Annotated in this window: 18 protein-coding genes and 2 tRNA genes; 4 read left to right on the forward strand and 16 right to left on the reverse strand. The window is 64.7% G+C overall.

The features are described 5' to 3' along the window. Positions 1-91: 91 nt before the first annotated feature. The 5 genes from LQD11_RS03480 to LQD11_RS03500 all read right to left on the reverse strand — a co-directional run bounded on the left by LQD11_RS03480 (position 92) and on the right by LQD11_RS03500 (position 4,531). Positions 92-1,519 carry a TIGR03013 family XrtA/PEP-CTERM system glycosyltransferase gene (locus tag LQD11_RS03480; protein ID WP_238616284.1) on the reverse strand — a complete coding sequence of 476 codons (1,428 nt, stop codon included), beginning with the start codon at positions 1,517-1,519 and terminating at the stop codon, positions 92-94. 465 nt (positions 1,520-1,984) lie between these two features. Further along, positions 1,985-2,060: transfer RNA gene (locus tag LQD11_RS03485), tRNA-Thr, on the reverse strand. Positions 2,061-2,154: 94 nt separating this feature from the next. Continuing rightward, complete coding sequence (locus LQD11_RS03490) at positions 2,155-2,790, reverse strand: SPOR domain-containing protein (RefSeq protein ID WP_238616285.1); 636 nt, start codon at positions 2,788-2,790, stop codon at positions 2,155-2,157. After that, positions 2,790-3,545: a type III pantothenate kinase gene (locus tag LQD11_RS03495; RefSeq protein WP_008932483.1), complete on the reverse strand. Its 756-nt coding sequence runs from the start codon at positions 3,543-3,545 to the stop codon at positions 2,790-2,792. The genes LQD11_RS03490 and LQD11_RS03495 overlap by 1 nt, the downstream gene beginning before the upstream one ends. Then, on the reverse strand, positions 3,542-4,531 hold the full coding sequence (locus LQD11_RS03500; RefSeq protein ID WP_238616286.1) for a biotin--[acetyl-CoA-carboxylase] ligase: 990 nt from the start codon (positions 4,529-4,531) through the stop codon (positions 3,542-3,544). Before LQD11_RS03500 ends, LQD11_RS03495 begins: the two co-directional genes overlap by 4 nt. 108 nt (positions 4,532-4,639) lie before the next feature. Here LQD11_RS03500 and LQD11_RS03505 point away from each other — a divergent pair, with 108 nt between their 5' ends. Continuing rightward, positions 4,640-5,245: a lytic transglycosylase domain-containing protein gene (locus tag LQD11_RS03505; RefSeq protein ID WP_238616287.1), complete on the forward strand. Its 606-nt coding sequence runs from the start codon at positions 4,640-4,642 to the stop codon at positions 5,243-5,245. On the opposite strand, the gene pgeF is transcribed toward LQD11_RS03505, so the two are convergent. The 6 genes from pgeF to LQD11_RS03535 all read right to left on the reverse strand — a co-directional run bounded on the left by pgeF (position 5,226) and on the right by LQD11_RS03535 (position 11,166). Further along, entirely contained in the window at positions 5,226-5,972 is a 747-nt protein-coding gene (gene pgeF, locus LQD11_RS03510) for a peptidoglycan editing factor PgeF (RefSeq protein ID WP_238616288.1), read from the reverse strand. The two genes, LQD11_RS03505 and pgeF, sit on opposite strands and share 20 nt — an antisense overlap. 61 nt (positions 5,973-6,033) lie before the next feature. Beyond that, positions 6,034-7,440: a sensor domain-containing diguanylate cyclase gene (locus LQD11_RS03515; protein WP_338081464.1), complete on the reverse strand. Its 1,407-nt coding sequence runs from the start codon at positions 7,438-7,440 to the stop codon at positions 6,034-6,036. A 20-nt stretch (positions 7,441-7,460) separates the two neighbouring features. After that, a tRNA-Phe gene (locus tag LQD11_RS03520) sits at positions 7,461-7,536 on the reverse strand. A 105-nt stretch (positions 7,537-7,641) separates the two neighbouring features. Beyond that, complete coding sequence (locus LQD11_RS03525; protein WP_040405663.1) at positions 7,642-7,914, reverse strand: oxidative damage protection protein; 273 nt, start codon at positions 7,912-7,914, stop codon at positions 7,642-7,644. Beyond that, positions 7,880-8,977: an A/G-specific adenine glycosylase gene (gene mutY / locus LQD11_RS03530; protein WP_238616290.1), complete on the reverse strand. Its 1,098-nt coding sequence runs from the start codon at positions 8,975-8,977 to the stop codon at positions 7,880-7,882. The genes LQD11_RS03525 and mutY overlap by 35 nt, the downstream gene beginning before the upstream one ends. Next, on the reverse strand, positions 8,974-11,166 hold the full coding sequence (locus LQD11_RS03535; RefSeq protein ID WP_238616291.1) for an AsmA family protein: 2,193 nt from the start codon (positions 11,164-11,166) through the stop codon (positions 8,974-8,976). The genes mutY and LQD11_RS03535 overlap by 4 nt, the downstream gene beginning before the upstream one ends. A gap of 209 nt (positions 11,167-11,375) precedes the next feature. Here LQD11_RS03535 and LQD11_RS03540 point away from each other — a divergent pair, with 209 nt between their 5' ends. After that, positions 11,376-11,825, forward strand: coding sequence for an arsenate-mycothiol transferase ArsC (locus LQD11_RS03540; RefSeq protein WP_008932468.1), 450 nt, complete (start codon positions 11,376-11,378; stop codon positions 11,823-11,825). A 19-nt stretch (positions 11,826-11,844) separates the two neighbouring features. On the opposite strand, the gene moaC is transcribed toward LQD11_RS03540, so the two are convergent. After that, entirely contained in the window at positions 11,845-12,339 is a 495-nt protein-coding gene (gene moaC / locus LQD11_RS03545; protein ID WP_238616292.1) for a cyclic pyranopterin monophosphate synthase MoaC, read from the reverse strand. Between the two features lie 96 nt (positions 12,340-12,435). On the opposite strand from moaC, the gene LQD11_RS03550 reads away from it, so the two are divergent. After that, entirely contained in the window at positions 12,436-12,669 is a 234-nt protein-coding gene (locus LQD11_RS03550; protein WP_008932466.1) for a MoaD/ThiS family protein, read from the forward strand. Positions 12,670-12,673: 4 nt separating this feature from the next. Continuing rightward, positions 12,674-13,111 carry a molybdenum cofactor biosynthesis protein MoaE gene (locus LQD11_RS03555; protein ID WP_008932465.1) on the forward strand — a complete coding sequence of 146 codons (438 nt, stop codon included), beginning with the start codon at positions 12,674-12,676 and terminating at the stop codon, positions 13,109-13,111. Between the two features lie 15 nt (positions 13,112-13,126). Here LQD11_RS03555 and LQD11_RS03560 read toward each other — a convergent pair whose 3' ends face one another. From LQD11_RS03560 to LQD11_RS03575, 4 genes are all read right to left on the reverse strand, one after another. Further along, the gene (locus LQD11_RS03560; protein ID WP_238616293.1) at positions 13,127-14,518 is read right to left on the reverse strand and encodes a DegQ family serine endoprotease; all 1,392 of its coding nucleotides are present in this window, start codon (positions 14,516-14,518) and stop codon (positions 13,127-13,129) included. A gap of 359 nt (positions 14,519-14,877) precedes the next feature. Further along, positions 14,878-15,819 carry a DnaJ C-terminal domain-containing protein gene (locus tag LQD11_RS03565; protein WP_238616294.1) on the reverse strand — a complete coding sequence of 314 codons (942 nt, stop codon included), beginning with the start codon at positions 15,817-15,819 and terminating at the stop codon, positions 14,878-14,880. Positions 15,820-15,905: 86 nt separating this feature from the next. Next, positions 15,906-16,340 carry an Hsp20/alpha crystallin family protein gene (locus LQD11_RS03570; protein WP_238616518.1) on the reverse strand — a complete coding sequence of 145 codons (435 nt, stop codon included), beginning with the start codon at positions 16,338-16,340 and terminating at the stop codon, positions 15,906-15,908. 97 nt (positions 16,341-16,437) lie between these two features. Next, positions 16,438-16,656 (reverse strand): DUF2835 domain-containing protein, encoded by a 219-nt coding sequence (locus LQD11_RS03575; RefSeq protein WP_238616295.1) that lies wholly within the window; start codon positions 16,654-16,656, stop codon positions 16,438-16,440. Positions 16,657-16,699: the final 43 nt, after the last annotated feature.

Below are 16,699 nucleotides of genomic sequence, written 5' to 3' on the forward strand. Positions count from 1 at the left end.
AGCAACCTCCATGGTCATTCCCTCTCCCGGATGGGGAGAGGGTCGGGGCGGGGAATGATACCTGGGGGTAAAGCGTTGATATCCGCCGTTCTCAGCGGGAGCCTCGGCCCCAGAGAACGACTTCCACGGTCTGGACGATGGTCAGAAGATCCAGAGACATGCTCTGGTTCTTCACATAGTAAAGATCATACTTGAGCTTCTCGAAGGCATCCTTCTCGGAGGCCCCGTAGGGATAATGGATCTGTGCCCAGCCGGTGAGGCCCGGCTTGACCCAGTGCCGGTGATGATAATAGGGCAACTTGCCGCCGAGTTGTTCCACAAACTGGGGGCGCTCGGGCCGTGGGCCGACGAAGCTCATGTCGCCACGCAACACGTTGATGAGTTGGGGAAGCTCATCAAGCCGGGTCTTGCGCATGAAGGCCCCAAAGCGGGTGACCCGGGGATCGGATTTCTGGGCCCAGCGGGCCACGCCGTCCTTCTCGGCATCCATGATCATGCTGCGGAACTTGAACAGCGTGAAGGGCTTGCCATGCTGCCCGGTGCGTACCTGACAAAATATGACCGAACCCCGCCCCTTGCTCTCGATCATGATGGCCAGGGCGCAGATCAGCATGAAGGGCCAGACACAGGCCAGCATGGCCAGGCTGGTGATCACGTCCAGGGCACGTTTGGCATATTGCTGATAGAGGCTCTGGCGAAAGCCTCGGCCGAAGATCATGCTGGAGGGACGCAGGATGTCCAGCTTGAGCAGACCGGCCTCCCGCTCGAAGAAATCGGCGATATCCAGTACGTGGAGGCCCTGCATCTTGCAATGCATCAGTTCCTCGGCGGGAAAGCCGCCGCGGGGATCATCATAGGCAATGACAAGATCATCCACGTGATGACGGCGCACGAACTCAGGTAGCGGCACGTCCAGTCTCAGGGTGGAGTCATCGGATACCCGGGTGCATTCTCCAGGCCTGGGGACGAACCCCACCAGGACAAAACCGACCTGATCGGACTTACGGCGCAGACGGTTGAACAGCTGGGCGGAATCGCCGGCCCCCAGTACCAGTACCCGACGCTTGAAGGCATCATGGGCCAGCAGTCGGAAGATGCCGAAACGGGTGAACAATATGCCGGGAATGGCCAAGCCGATGGCGATGGCCATGATGCCGCGGCCGAAGTGCAGATCCGGGAAGACATAAAACAGCATGGACATCATGGTGACCGACAGCAGGGCGGCCCCCAGGATGCGCAACACCACTGCGTTGGCACCGCCGCGGAATCCTCGCCGGTAAAGACCCATGCTCAGCATGCCCACCATGCCCAGGGAAACAAAGGCCAGCATCTGCAGCGACCAGATGACATCCAGCACGGCCGGGAGGGCGGGTGCCAGTGGAAGCTGGATGAAGCAGGCGGCCAACAGTGCCAAGCCAAAGACCAGGGCCTCGGCGGAGGCCAAAATGATGATGGGGGTGGAGATATCCCGTCCAAGGATGTTGACATGGCCGTGCCTGACCCTGACCGGCCGCCTCATCGCCGAGACCGCCTCACCCGCCCCGTTTGCGGCAGAACGAACTCTCGGCTGAGATCGAACTTCGCTATATTCCGTACTGTCAACAACAGAGGCCAATACCCTGTCTTCTGCCGGATTGCCCATACCCAAACCTCTCTCTTGCTTGGGTGACACGCGGTGATCAACCTGATCCATGATTCAGGGACAGCCGGATTGCCGTCCAATATCCTTACACCATGTCACGGACTTATATGACTTGTGTCACACATACTATGTGACGCAGCTCACACTTTTCAAGTCTTCGCTGCTGAGTGTAGTCGATTTTTTTGACAGGCTCGAAAAAAGTGGGGTCACGGACAGAGCGACCTGAGTCTCTGAACGCCTGACAAGGGCGTCAGGCCAGGGGACCAGGGCATGAAGCCAGCGAGCATGTTTTTGCTTCATGAGGCATCCGCGCAACGGCGGCATTCAGGTGGAAGGAAAAAATGGTGCCGGCACCAGGATTCGAACCCGGGACCTACTGATTACAAATCAGTTGCTCTACCAGCTGAGCTATACCGGCCATGCCCCACATCCAGGCAACGGGCCAACTTTACCACCACAAGCAATGATTTGGGTATCCCTGGTCCGCTTTTCAGGCAGGCCCGAGGCCAACGTCATGGACAATCCCGTTCCACCGGAAAAATACCCTCGGGCAGCTCCAGGGACAGCATCCCGATCATGGGCAGGGAGACATTCACATCCACCCAATAGAAACTCACTTCTCGATAGCGCGTCTCGATGATGGGCTCCAACCCGATCCCACGCACCTGCTCCAGGCGTCTGAGGGCCCTTGCATGTTCCGAAAAGAGCCCCAGCGACAGGCCGTCCCGATGGGGACCTTCAGTGATGATGTAATGATCATTCATGCCCCGGGCCGTCAGCAGGGTGATGGCTGCCCGCGCCCCGGCGCGCCCATCAACGGGCTCAAGCACCACCCAATAGGACATGGGTCTGGATTCGGTCATCGGCCGCACATGCGGCGCCAACCCCTCACGAAGCAAACGTGCCTGCAAGGGCGCCGCTGCCTGCGGGGTACCAAAAGGTCCCAGGCTGACACATGCAGCCTGCCCGACATCCGGGATGACGTCCTCCGCCGCCACCCCACCTTCCCGCAGCAACCGTAGCATGGGAATGCCCTCGGGCTGCTGCCATACAGTCGGTTCCGGTGGGGTTTCCGGGGCATGCCGAGCCAGCCCATACAGCAGATAGGCCAGATTCAGCAGCAGCAACAGAAAAAACAACAACCGCATCAATTCCGATCCGCCACATGGGCCAGGCCGCGAAATACCAGGTGCGGCTCCACGCACCAGTCATCACCCAGCAGCGGGTGAAGATGCAAGGCGTCTCCACCGGTGAGCAACCGCGCCGGCGCGCCTCCATCGGTACCGGCGATTTCGAACAATCGATGACTCAGATGCGCGATGGCCGCCGCCAGCCCCTGCAACGTACCGGAAGCGACGGCATCCGCCGTGCGCACGGCCACGATGCAGTCATCCCTGCCCTCGGTCATGCCGGCCACACCTGGTGCCAGCCCCAGGCTGCGTCGCATCAGCCCCAACCCCGGCAGGATCAATCCCCCCCGATGACGGCCTTCCGGCACCAGCAAATCCAGGGTCACTGCCGTCCCGCAATCCACGATGATGGCGGTTTCATGCCCCAATGCCCGGGCGCCGGCCATGGCCGCATAGCGATCCACCCCCAGTCGGCCGGGTTCCAGGTAATCGCTGCAAATGCCGTGCAGCCAGGAGTCCGGCACAAAGAATTGCGGCGCCGGCCAGCCACGTGCCTCGCACATGTCCCGGCAGACCCGACGAAAGTCGGGGCCGAGCACCTCCACCACCCAGATCGCCTCCGGTGACAGAGGCTCCAGGCAGGCGCCAAGGCGACCGGAAAGATCCGGCCGGGCCTCGCCCCCATGGACCAGGACACCCCCCTCCCCCGGCCGGCCATGCTCCCAGCAAAGCCACTTGATCCGGGTGTTGCCTCCATCCAGCAGCAGTTTCATGGGGCAAAACGCAGGCTGACCTCACCCGCCTCCACCGACACCATGCCCTCCGCCGTCAGTACCTGCAGGCGACCGCCCGCATCCACGCCGCACCCCGTCCCCTCCAGGGTTCGGGCGCCCCGGATCAACACCGGGCGCCCGGCACAGGCATCATGGGCCTGCCATGGTGTCCGGTAGGCGGCAAAACCGGGTTCCGGATAGGTGGCTAGCATGTCGGTGAGGGCCTCCAGCAGCCTGGCGGCCAGGACATTGCGGGACACGTCCAGGTCCAGGCCGGCGTCCCGCAGGTCACCATAGGGCTGGTCGATGGGAAGATCCCGGGGCAGGCGCAGATTCAGCCCCAACCCCAGGATCAGGTCGACCCCCGCTCCTGCCTGGGCGTGACCTTCCACCAGGATGCCGCCCAACTTGCGGCCATGGACCAGAATGTCATTGGGCCATTTCAGACTCAGCCCCCGGGCACCCAGCGCTTCCAGCACCCGGATGACCACCACCCCTGCCGCCAGGGTGATGGTGGGGTCCGGTGCCGGCCAGTGACGGATGCTCCAGAGGATGGACAGGGGCAATCCGGCGCCCGGCGGCATCAGCCACTGTCGTCCCCGACGCCCTCGCCCTGCCCACTGAATATCGGCCAGGCAAGCCATCGGCGGCGCCATGCCCTGACGGCGCATCTGCTCCAGCCGGGTATTGGTGGAATCCACCTGCTCCAGGACCTGCAGCGTCAGGTCGGTGTTGCCGCCGAAGGCCGCCCTGATGCGGGCTTCGTCCAGTAATTCCAACGGATCTTCCAGCCCCACCCGGTTATCCGGCCTGAGCAGGGCAAGGCCCAGGGAGCCCAGCACCTCCAGACCGGATTCCACTTCGGCCTCCGCAACCATCAGGTGCCGGGCCAGTTCCGCCCGGGACCAGCTGGATCGTCGGGCCAGGGCCCTGAGCAGACCATCCGGAAAACCCGGGTGATTATCGGTGAATGAATGACCAGACATGCATGAGGCCGATTTTTGGGTTATTCATTATGATCTGCGCAGAGAGGTTCAAACACAATGCATCGCTTCCTCAAACGAAGGGGCAGGCCGGCCGCACGGACACTGTCCGTGCTGATCCTCTGCCTGCCCCTGGGCCTGAGCGCGGAGATCTACATCTACAGGGATCGGGACGGTACCCCGATGTTCACCGACCGACGGGACATGGGTCCGGACTATACCTTTGTGGGGCGTTATGGCCGCCCCACCGCCTCCCATGCCTGCCGGGGAGTGACTCGCGCCGCCATGGATCGGCGCGCCCTGGATCATCTACTCACCATCCGCCACTACGCACGCCATCATGGCGTCGATGAGGAAATGATTCGGGCCATCATCATGGTGGAGTCCTGCTTCGACCGCCATGCCGTGTCACGGGTGGGGGCTCAAGGCCTGATGCAGCTGATGCCGGGCACCGCCCGGGAACTGGGGGTGAGCAACGCCTTCGACCCCACCGAAAACATACGCGGCGGCGTCACCTATTTCGCCAGGATGCTGGAACGGTTCGACCATGACGTGACCCTGGCCCTGGCTGCCTACAATGCCGGCCCGGGGGCAGTGGAACGCCACAGCGGGGTCCCGCCGTTTGCTGAAACCCGCCAGTACATCACCCGCGTCATGGAACAGTACCGCTACCTGCGACCGGAGACCGGCATGTCCCTCAGTCCGCCAGCCAGATGAGGGAGGCCATGCGCCCGGTGTCACCATCTCGGCGATAGGAATAGAAACGGCGGGCATCACTGAAGGTACACGCGGTTTCCGCCGTCATGTCGCGCACGCCGCGGGCCGACAGTCGTCGTCGCGCCAGCGCCCGCAGATCCGCCAGCCAGCGCCCGGCCGGGGACGGCACGAAGGCCTCCCGGTGCCCCGGGTCATGCCGCAGAAAGGCGGCCCGCACTTCGTCTCCCACCTCGAAGGCGTCGGGACCGATGCAGGGTCCCAGCCAGGCCATCAGTTCCCCGGGCGGGCAGTCCAGGGCCTCGACCGTGGCTTCCAGCACACCGGCGATCAGTCCGCGCCATCCGGCATGGGCCGCTCCCACCCGGGTGCCGGCGCGGTCACAAAACAATACCGGCAGACAATCCGCCGTCATCACCACGCAGGGCAATCCCGGCGCAAAGGCCACCACCGCATCCGCCTCCGGTCGGTCGCCGCAGCGACCGGCATCCACCACGCGTGCGCCATGCACTTGTTGAAGCCAGCAGGGTTCCCGGGGCAGGGCCAAATGCCGCCTGAGCAGACGACGGTTTTGCAGCGCGGCCTCGGGATCGTCCCCGTTATGCAGCCCCAGATTGAAGCTGTCAAAGGGAGGCCGACTGACACCCCCGAGGCGGGTCGTCGTCATCGAACGCACGGCGCTCGGCGCCGGCCAGACGGGTACAAGCCATCCGATGTCTTCATCGCGCATGGTTTCCACTCCGGCAAAGGTCTGTCGCGTCCATGCATCGGGATTGCGTTGTTGACGGGCATCAGAGGGGCGCAAGCACCACTTGGTTGCGACCGTTGTTCTTGGCCCTGTAGAGCGCTTCATCGGCCCGGCCCAGGGTGGCATCAGGCCCACTGTCTTCAGGGCCGAGCAAGGTGATGCCGATACTCACGGTCACCGCGACAATGGCGCCCGGGGTCACGGCCGGCGTGGATTTCACCTTGCGACGAAGGCGTTCCGCCAGAATCAGGGCCTCCTGCTCCGTGGTTCCCGGCAGCAGGACCGCGAACTCCTCGCCACCGGTGCGGGCGGGCAGATCCATCCTGCGCAGACAACTTCGCAGGGTATCGGCAAAATGCTGCAACACCAGATCACCGGCGGAGTGTCCGTAAGTGTCGTTGATGCTTTTAAAGTAATCCAGATCCACCATCAACAGGCTTGAGGGCGGATTCGGCCGACGCCGAATGCGGGCCAGTTCATCGGCCATGCGGGAAATGAAATGGCGGCGATTGTAAAGCCCGGTGAGAAAATCCGTGGTCGCCATGCGCCGCAGTTCGTATTCCAGCTTCTTGCGGGCGCCGATGTCCGACAGGGTGCCCACCACACGCAGGGGCTGGCCGTTCTCATCCCGGCGGGCAACACGGCCTCGCGCCAAAACCCATTTCCAGCCACCCTCCTTGCAGCGCATGCGAAACTCGCAGATATAGTGGGGAGAACTCCCCCGCAGGTGCTCCTGCATGGCACCGGAAAATCCTCTCAGATCATCCGGGTGCACCAGGCTCACCCACTGTTCGAAGCTCCTGTCCAGTTCCGCGTCCGAAAATCCGATGATCTGGCGAAAACGGGCACAATAAACCACGTCATTGGATTCCAGGTCCCAGTCCCAGACCCCGTCACCGGCACCGAACAGGGCAAAGCGCCAGCGCAGTGAACTCTCCGTCAGGCCATCCGCCCAGGGTGCGGGCAGACCGGTGGCCTCCTCCCGGGGATCATCGACCTCGGTCAGCGCACACAGGAAGCACCGATCCGAATCTGCATCCAGGCGGCTCAGGTGGACCGTGACCTCGAATCTGTGGCCGTTGATGTCCCGGCATTTTGTCCGCAGTTGCTGCGGGCGGGACCGATGACAGCAACTTTCCATCAGATCCACCAGTTCGGCGGCATCCAGGGAAAGCAGGAAATGGCTCAGATCAGGCCATTGACCGCGGTCTTCCGGCAGGGCCAGACGATCACGGGCCAGTGGGTTTGCCTCAAGGATGGTCCCGTCGATATCCACACTGAGCAATGGCAAGGGCATGTTCCGGAAAACGGCTTTCGCCCCGGTCGCAGCTTTTTCCATAAGCGGCCAATCCACAGCATTTCTCCCGTCGGGCCTTTGGGAATTCTTTCGGAGAGACTTAGCATAGCCTCTTTTCGCTGCTGCGCAGGCGAAAAAAAACCCCGACTGCATCGGCAGCCGGGGTTTTTGTATGGTGGCCAGGGACGGAATCGAACCGCCGACACGGGGATTTTCAATCCCCTGCTCTACCAACTGAGCTACCTGGCCTTGCTGTTTTTTGCTGCCGTAAACCGCGTTGCAGCGAAGTTGCGTATTAAATCGGTAACGGGAGCTTTCGTCAAGCCCCCGGGCACCATCCAGCGTGATTTTTTCCTACTTGGTGGGGTCCACGTAGCCTTCCGGCATGCTGGCGCCGCCACCGAAGAAGAATTTTTCCATTTCCTCTTCCAGGAACTTGCGGGCCTTGGGATCGATCGGGGTCAGCCGGTACTCGTTGATGAGCATGGTCTGATGCCGGACCCACTTCTGCCACGCCTCCTTGGAGACGTTGTCGTAGATTCTCTTGCCCAGGTCGCCGGGATAGGGCGCAAAATCCAGCCCTTCGGCCTCGTTACCCAGGTAGACGCAATTCACCATGCGAGCCATTGATCTCTCCGTCCTCGTGCACAATATGATCCAGAAGCCGGGCCACCGGCGCGGCAAGCCCCAGCTCCGAACGAGCTTCAGGTTTATACCAGACCCGACCGGGGGCTTCCATCACGGAGGCCGCGGGGTCTTTCACCCACAACCGCACCGGGGTGATGTGCAACCGAAAATGGGTGAAGACGTGTACGAAAGGCGCCAGCGCGTGCACTTCATGGGCTTCCGTGCCCAGATGACGCCGACACCACGGCTCCGCCTCCCCGGTGGACGGCACCTCGGGAAAGCCCCACAGCCCGCCCCACAGACCCGTCGGTGGACGCCGTTCCAGCAACACCCCGTCGGGGCCGCGGATGATGAGCATCACCGTGCTGCGCAGGGGTTGCTCCCGCCGGGGGCGGGGCGTGGGCAGGAGAGACTGACGATCAGTGGCATGGGCCACACAGTCCGACGCGACGGGGCAGACCCCGCAGGTGGGGCGGCCGCGGGTGCAGACGGTGGCCCCCAGATCCATGATGGCCTGGGTATAGTCCGCCACCCGCGCTGTCGGTGTCATGGCCTCCGCCAATGCCCAGAGCCGGCGGGAGACCGCCGTCGTGCCGGGCCACCCCTCCACGCCGCGATGACGGGCCAGTACCCGCTTGACGTTGCCGTCGAGAATGGCATGGCGCTGACCGCAGGCAATGGAGAGGATGGCCGCCGCCGTTGAACGGCCGATACCGGGCAGGGCCTCCAGGTCCTCAAGGGTCTCGGGAAAGCGGCCCTGGTGCTGCTCCACCACCTGCCGGGCCGCCCGATGCAGATGACGGGCACGGGCGTAATAGCCCAGACCGGACCAGTGGTGCAGGACCTCGTCGATGGGTGCCCGTGCCAGCGAGGTCACGTCCGGGAACCGGGCCATGAAACGCTGGTAGTAGGGAATCACCGTCACCACCTGGGTCTGCTGCAGCATGATCTCCGAGACCCAGACCCGATAGACGCTGATCTCCTGCTGCCAGGGCAGGTCATGGCGCCCGTGCCGGTCAAACCAGTCCAGCAACCGGGCGCCGAAGTCCCCCGCGGCGCTCAACGGAGTCGATCCAGCAGACGGTCGCCCAACTGGTCGCGGATACGGTCCGCTTCCTGCTGCACCCGGTCACGCTGTTGATCGATGAGTGGCTGCACCTTTTCCTCCACCCGCTCCTGCACCTGCCGCTCCAGGCGCTCCCGTTCCTGATCCAGACGCCCACTGAGCACGGAGGCCAGGTCCAGGCCGAAGCGTGGCTCGCTGAAGGTGCCGCGGATGGTGATGGGCAGATTCACGTTGCGCAGGTCATCCAGCGGACGCCCCCCCTGCCCTTCCAGGGTGGCCACCAGACCGGTATCCAGGCGGTAGTCCAGACGCTCCCGGTTCAGGTCCACGGTGCCCCGTCCCCGGACCCGCAACAGCGGCGAGGCCGCCTGCAGGTCCTGGTTGTCCACCACGCCGTTGTTGATCCGGAAGCTGCCGGTCAGCTCGGTGAAATCGGTCTGCACCGGTGCGTCGGATGGCTCGACGGTACGCCCCCGCAGCCGTGCCTCCGCGTCGCGGATGATCTGGGCCACGTTGATCCCCTTCACCGCGCCGTCGGCGAAGCGCAGATCCCCGTTGCCGTTGAGCCCGGCGATCAGGGCCTTGACCGATTCGCCGCGGCTGTTCAGGTCAAGGCGCAGGTTGGCGGTGCCGGTGACCATGGGCGCCTCGCCGGTGAGGTCCTCAAGCAGGTTCCCCATGCGGACGCCCTGCAGGTCGCTGCGGGCCTGGAAACGGGGGGTATCCCGCCGGGCGTCCAACCCCAGTGCGCCTTCCACCCGGCCGCCGTACAGTGCGGCGCGGAAGGGACGCAGATCCACCTGACCGTCCCGGGCGCGCAGTTCCAGCACCACGTCGGACAGATCCAGGTTGGCGACCACCAGCCGACCGATATTCAGATCACCGCTGAGGTTCAGTGACCGCAACAGTTCCAGCGGAAGTTCGATGGTCTCCTCCGGCCAGCCGTCCCGGGGAGCCGGAGCCTGACCGGCACCGGGCGCGGGCCCGTCCCCGGCGGGGGGCAGGTAATGGTCCAGATTGATGCGATCCACCTGCAGGGACAGGGTGATGGCCGGGGCGGCCAAGTCGCGCACGGCGACGTTCCCCATCAGGCTGCTCTCATCCAGGGTGACCACGAGCCGGCTCAGATCCAGACGATCCCCCTGCATCGCAAAGGCCAGATCCAGGGCGGCGTTCTTGAGCACATCGGGATTGGCGGTCTCGGGGACCTCCATGCCCAGGGCCTGCATCAGATTGCGGGGATGGATGCGTCCGCTGCGCAGCTCGCCATGCACACGGGGTTCCCCGGTCAACGACTCCACCTCCATCAACCCGGTGAGCTGGGTATCGAAGGCGGTCAGGGTCAATCGCTCCAGCTTGGCCATGTCGTTGCGCAGGTCCGCCCACAGATCCCCTTCCAGACGCGCCCGAATGGGGGCCGGCAGGGTCTCGCCCCGGGCATCCAGCACCGCCGTCAACCGCCTCAGGCCGTAGCGCTGATCGGCCATGTCCAGATACAGCAGGGCCGACAGGTCGGTGGCCGCCGTCAGGGCCGGTTCTCCCAGCCGGGTCTGGAAGGCCAGTTCCAGCGGGGTCTCATGACCCGGACGCAGACGCCCCAGGGTCAGATTGAAGGGATCCACCACCAGGTCGGTTCCGGCCTGGGCGTCGCGCCAGCGTATCCGGGCATCGCGGATTTCGACGCCGGCAATATCCAGATCACGCAGCATCGCGGGCATGGCGTCGGGATCCTCCGGCGGGGGGGACACCGGCGGTGTCTCCGCGGGCAGATCCCGGGCATCCCCGTCTCCCAACAGGTCATCCCAGTTGCCGCGCCCCTGGGCATCCCGTGCCAGATTCAGGTCCAGCCCCTCCAGACGCACCCGCTCCACCTGGAGTTCACGACGCAGCAGTGGCAACATGGCCACGGCCACGTCCACCTCGCGGATGCGGGCGAAATGCGCATCGGGGAAGCCTTCCCCGTTGGCCAGGGTGGTTTCCCCCAGGGTCAGGGCCAGACGGGGGAAGACGGACAGGCCGATGTCGCCGCTGATGGTGAGTTCCCGGCCGGTCTGCTCCTGGACGGCGGCGCTGATGCGGTCCTTGTAGGCATTGGGGTCAAAGGTGGCCAGCAGGAAGATCAGCAGGGCCACGAACAGCACCAGCACGACCGCCACGGCCATCAGGGCACGTTTGATCCATTTCATCGGGCGCTTACCTCGCTTGAGTCGGAATACGTGTTGGGTCTTGCCATGTTGCAGTGTAACGTGGTCGGCTTGGAGACGCAGGGCCCCCCTCTGCCCTTGCATGCCGTCGATCCGCGTCTTGAGTGCCGGCGTTGCAGCCCGGTTCGCCGCGACGGCAACGTCTAGAATCAGCGGGATGCCGTTGACGTGCCTTCCGAAAGAGCCAGCCCATGACCAACACGCCGAATCTGCGACGCAAGCCTCACATCCTGTTCCTGGGTCCGACCAACACCGCCCGGACCCTGATGGCGGAGGCCTACGCCCGGGCATTCCTCGCCGATCTGGCCGAGATCCGCTCCGTGGGCATGCGCGCCGGTGATCCGGACCATAGAACCCTGACGGTACTTCAGGAGGATGGCACGGATACCTCGGCACTGGCACCCAGGGACCTGGATGCGGCGGTGCTGGAGTGGGCCGACCTCATCGTCACCCTCACCCCGGATCCGGCCCGCCTGCCCTCGCCCCGGGGGGACAGCTTCATCAGCAAGAACTGGCCTCTGGATGCCCCGGAGACCTCGGCTGACGAGGCCCGAACCCTGGAGTCATACCGGCAATGCCGGGAGGAGATCAAGCGGCGGGTGCGCCAGCTGGCCAATTCCATCCGGCTGATGCAGCGCTGACCCGAAGCGCCCCGACGCACTACTCCCCCGGCCGGGCGGGGGCGTGATGCCAGTCCCCGGATCGGCCGCCGGACTTGTGCAACAGACGGATCCCTTCCATCACCATGCCCCGATCCACCGCCTTGCACATGTCGTACACCGTCAGCAGGGTCACCTGAACCGCCGTCAGGGCCTCCATTTCCACCCCGGTGGGTCCTTGGGTTTCCGCCGTCACCCGGCAATACACCGTGGGCGGCTGATCCGTGGTATCCAGTTCCACTTCCAGCCGGGTCAGGGCCAGGGGATGACACAGGGGGATCAGCTCGGCGGTCTTCTTGCCGGCCATGATCCCCGCCACCCGGGCAATGCCCAGGACATCCCCCTTGCGATGACCGCCGGTGCGCACCAGCGCCAGGGTGTCGGGGGCCATGACGATGCGCCCCTCGGCCACGGCCACGCGGTGGGTGCTGTCCTTGCCGCCCACATCCACCATGTGGGCATGGCCGGCCGGGTTGAAATGGGTCAATCTGGACATGATGGACTATCCTTATGGCGGGAATGACGCCCATGGTCTCAGGCCCATCCCCACAGGACAATATCCGACGCGTCGCAAACCGGAGCCTACACCCCCGTGACCATCACCGTGCTTTACTTTGCCTCCCTGCGGGAGTTTGCGGGACGCCCCCGGGAGGATATGGACGCCGAAGGCATCCGCTGTGCCCTGGATGTCTGGCGCCGCGCCCAGGAGGGGCGCCCCCTGCCCCCCGGGACGCTGATCGCCGTGAACCAGGAATATGCCGCCGCCGATCACCCGGTGCGGGAAGGTGACGAGGTGGCCTTCTTCCCGCCGGTGACGGGGGGCTGACGCCGTGGCCGTCCATCTCCTTGCCGAGGCCCTGGAACCCTGGGAGACGCTGATCCGCCATCAGCAAAGCCTGGCTGCCGGCTGCTTCGGCGCCACCGCCGTCTTCGTCGGGACCATGCGGGACTTCAACGAAGGCGACGACATTCAGGCCATGACCCTGGAGCACTACCCCGGCATGACCGAACGTCAGCTGGAGACCATCGGGCAGGAGGCCCGCCGGCAGTGGCCGCTGGAAGACGTGCTGATTGCCCATCGGGTGGGACGGATACATCCCGGCGACCCCATCGTCCTCGTTGCCGCCTGGTCGGCCCATCGTCAGGCGGCCTTCGAGGCCTGCCGGTTCATCATGGAAGCCCTCAAGTCCAGGGCGCCCTTCTGGAAACAGGAAAGGCTGCAAAGCGGACAGCAACGCTGGGTGAGCGGCAACACGCCCGGCATGTAGAAAAGGCCCGGGAACCTACTGCAACAGCAGGAAGAAGGCGCTGTTGTCACGGCGCAGATTCAGCAGCAGCCGTTGCCCGCCGGCGCCGGCGGCCTGCCTGACGTCCTCCAGGCTGGTAACCGGACGACGGTTCACCGACAGGATCAGGTCGCCGGGCCTGAGACCGGCGCGGGCGGCCGGCGAACCCGGTGCCACCCGGACCACCACCACCCCTTCCACCTCGCCGTGAAGGGGGGAGTCTTCCTGAATCTCGCCCAGGGCCGCACCTTCCAGGCGGGGACTGATACGCCCGCCCTCCAGCGTGGAGACCTGGATCTCGCCCACCTGGGTCCGGATCACCCGGGTCCGTTTGTCCCGCAGGATTTCCAGCTCCACGGTGGAACCCACCCGCAGCAGCCCGATGGCGTTGCGCAGTTCGGCGGCATTGCGAATGACCCGCCCGTTCACCCGGGTCACCACATCGCCTTCCCTGAGTCCCGCCCGTGCCCCGGGCGATCCCCGTTCCACCCGGGCGATGACCGCCCCTCGGGTCTGCTCGATGCCGAAGGCCCGGGCCAGGTCCGGGGTCAGGTCCTGGACCGACACCCCCAGGCGTCCGCGCCGTACCTCGCCGTATTCCACCAGATGATCCATCACTTGCAGGGCCATGTTCACCGGGATGGCAAAGCCGATGCCGATGTTGCCGCCGCCGCGGGTGAGGATGGCGGAGTTGATGCCCACCAGCTCACCCCGCAGATTCACCAGCGCGCCGCCGGAATTGCCGGGATTGATGGAGGCATCGGTCTGGATGAAGTCCTCGTAGGCCTCCACGCTCAACCCGGTCCGCCCCAGGGCGCTGACGATGCCCGAGGTCACGGTCTGTCCCAGGCCGAAGGGGTTGCCGATGGCCACCACGAAGTCCCCTACCTTGAGGGCATCGGAATCGGCAACCGGGAGCGCCTGAAGACCCTCGGCCGCCACTTTCAGTACCGCCAGGTCGGTGGCCTGATCGGTACCGATCACCTTGGCGTCCAGACGCCGGCCGTCGTGTAGGGTGACCACGATTTCATCGGCGTTCCGGATCACGTGGTCATTGGTGAGGATGAAGCCTTTCTCCGCGTCCAGGATCACGCCGGAACCCAGGCCCTGGGTCTGACGTTCCCGGGGGACCTGGGGCAGGTCGAAGAAGCGGCGAAAGAAGGGGTCATCAAACAACGGGCTGCCCCGTTCCTGCACCCGCCCCCGGGTGGCCAGGTTCACCACGCCGGGAATGGTCCGCTCCAGCATGGGGGCCAGGGACGGCAGTGGCTCGCCATCCACCTCCACCGGCAGGCGGGCGGCTGCCGGCAGGCTCAGGCCCAGCAGGAGTACCAGCAGGAGGGGCCACAGGAGAGGTTTGCACAACGGATGAAGGTGTTTCGTTCTCATGGCGAATTCTTGACGTCAAGACACTGAGTTGCTTGAAAGGAAGGCCCCGCGCTTCCCTGGAACGTTCCGTTCCCGTCCCAGGAATATTCCCACCCCGTCATTCCCGCGAACGCGGGAATCCAGTCACGGGTTGAAAATCCTGGACTCCCGCCTGCGAGGGAGTGACGACAACGGGGCCCACGCAGGAATGACGACAACGGAGCCTACGCAGGAATGACGATAAAGAGACCTACGCAGCAGTGACGACAAAGGGTCTGCCAAGGCCTCCATTGAGACTGTCGGTAAGTCCGCGGGTTCAATGCCGGCCATCGCCGCCCCATCACGGTGATCTTCCGCGGCGATTTCAGTCACGGAAATCATCAGGACCGCAGATGCGCCCTGGGATCGAAAGGCATCTCCCGACTCATGCGCTCGTACAGGGAGCGAGCGGATTTCTCGTCCGCGGGCGGGGTGTGGATCTGCAGCACCAGGTACTGGTCCCCCGGCGGGGTTCCCGGCAGACCACGCCCCTTGAGCCGTAAACGGCGGCCGGACTGGGAACCGGCGGGGATCTTCATGTCCACCCGCCCGTCCAGGGTGGGCACGTTCACCGTCGCCCCCAGAGCCGCCTCCCAGGGCGTGATCGGCAGGTCCAGGTGGACATCCCGACCTTCCAGGCGGAAATAGGGATGAGGCTTGATATGGACCTCCAGATACAGATCCCCCGCAGGGCCACCGCCGATGCCCGGGGTGCCCTGCCCCGTCAGGCGAATGCGCTGCCCCTCGGTCACACCGGGAGGGACCTTCACCTGCAGGGTCCGGTCGCCGACGCGGACGGAGACGGAGCCGCCCTTTACCGCGCGCTCCAGGTCCAGGCGGATGCGGGCGGTCCTGTCCTCGCCCTGGCCGGCAAAACCCCGGTGGGTACGGTGGCCGCGGGTGCGCTGAGCGCCCTGCCGACCGAACAGGGCCTCGAAGAATTCGGAAAAATCGCTCTGGGTGAAACCGTCCTGGAAACCACCGGAAAAACCCCCGGCACGTCCGCCGGGCGCCCCTCCGAACCAGGCGTCAAAGTCCGGCGGCGGACGAAAATCCTGTCCCGGGCGCCAGTGGCTGCCCAGTTGATCGTAGGTCTTGCGCTTTTCCGGGTCACCCAGGACCTCGTAGGCCTCGTTCACCGCCTTGAACCGCTCCTCGGCATCGGGTTCCTTGCTGACGTCCGGATGATACTTGCGGGCAAGACGGCGATAGACCTTCTTGAGTTCATCCTGGGTGGCGGTGCGCTCCACCCCGAGTACCTTGTAGTAATCTTTGTATTCCATGGCCCGTCAGGATACTCCGAAAGCAAGTGCGCCGCGTGGGAACGCGGCGCAAGGTGGGTGTCACGGGAAAAGACCGTCGCCGGACATCAGCCCTCCACGGAGATGCGCCGGGGCTGAACCTTCTCCTGCTTGGGAATGCGGACTTCCAGTACACCGTTCACGCTGCGGGCGGAGATACGCTCGGCATCCGCGGTGTCCGGCAGGCTGAAGCGACGGAAGAAGCTACCGCGGATGCGCTCCACCCGCTTGTAATTCTCCCGCTCTTCCTTGGTCTCGGCCTTGCGCTCGCCGCTGATGGTGAGCACACCGTTTTCCATGTGCACTTCTATGTCCTTGGGGTCCACGCCGGGGACATCCGCATGCAGGACATAGGCGTCCTTCTCTTCCCGGATATCCACGGCCGGCACCCAGTCGGCGGCGGCGGCGGTTTCCTCGTTGCCGTAACCGCTGCCGTGCAGGCGATCGAGTTCACGGGACAACTGATTCAGAAGACTCCAGGGTTCATAACGGGTCAACATGATAACGTCCTCCTGTTCACTGCTCGTCGGGTTGGGCTGCTAGCCCCTGTCGTGAGCAGATATAGGTCCGTCCGGGAGGATTTCAAGGGGACGAAGCGCGTCAGAGGCGCTCCAGTGATAGAAGTTTGAACTGGTTGTCAACAGTGAGCCGAAAGTGCCCATGGACCCCGTCGTGCAGCACGAACGGGCGCAGCGCGGAGGCCGGAAAACGCACCGTCCGCCCCTCCCGGGACATGGCCACCACCGCCGAGGCCGCGCCGCTGTAGTAGCGCAGGTAGTCGTCGCGGGAGATGCTGAGGTTGAAGTGAAAATGCGGCACGGGGATGAAGGCTCGGCATCGGGTGGCGTGGGTGAGGACAGGA

The organism is Ectothiorhodospira shaposhnikovii (assembly GCF_022227765.1).
GTDB lineage: Bacteria > Pseudomonadota > Gammaproteobacteria > Ectothiorhodospirales > Ectothiorhodospiraceae > Ectothiorhodospira.